General features: G+C 36.3%; 1 protein-coding gene. It reads right to left on the minus strand.

What is annotated here, in order from left to right; genetic code table 11:
* The coding region (locus HHU12_RS34605) for a Hint domain-containing protein (RefSeq protein ID WP_240971284.1) at positions 1 to 595 on the minus strand (595 nt) is incomplete at both ends.

A 595-nucleotide genomic window follows, 5' to 3' on the forward strand; every position in this document is an offset into this window, starting at 1 on the left:
TCATTATGCACATAAATACCATCCGCATAATAACTATGATAACCTTCCACCTCAAAGTTGTAAACTCGCTCAGAAGTGGTATAAGTAGCAATACTATCAATAGAAAATAGCTTTCCTGTTACATCTTCTACCTCATCTCCCTCAATAAAATCTCTTGCTTTTTTAAAGCCTGCTGGTGTGAATATTTGGTGGTTGGGAGTAGATGTAAGGAGTTTTTTATTTCCATGGTAAAGGATCACCAAAGAATCTGCAAAACGTACTTTAGTGCCTACTACTTTGGCTAAAACACGTTTTCCTTGATCATTTTTGGTATCGACATAATCTCCCTCTACAATTTGCTCAATGGGTTTAAATGGTTTGCCATTCGCATAAATCTGAGTTCCTGCAGGGAAACAGAAATGACGCATTATAGATCGGACTTTATCATCACTCAACTCCGCTGATTTAAGAAACTCTTCTACTACTTCTTTATCTGCATCGGTCAAACCTAACTTTCTACATATGGAAAAGAAGCGGTCTGCTTTTACTAAACCATCTTCTGAACTTTCAATGATTTCTTCTGCAAACTTTTTCAGTTGCTTTTTCTTTCTTTGAT

The organism is Flammeovirga aprica JL-4 (assembly GCF_012844305.1).
In the GTDB taxonomy this organism is placed as follows: Bacteria; Bacteroidota; Bacteroidia; order Cytophagales; family Flammeovirgaceae; genus Flammeovirga; species Flammeovirga aprica.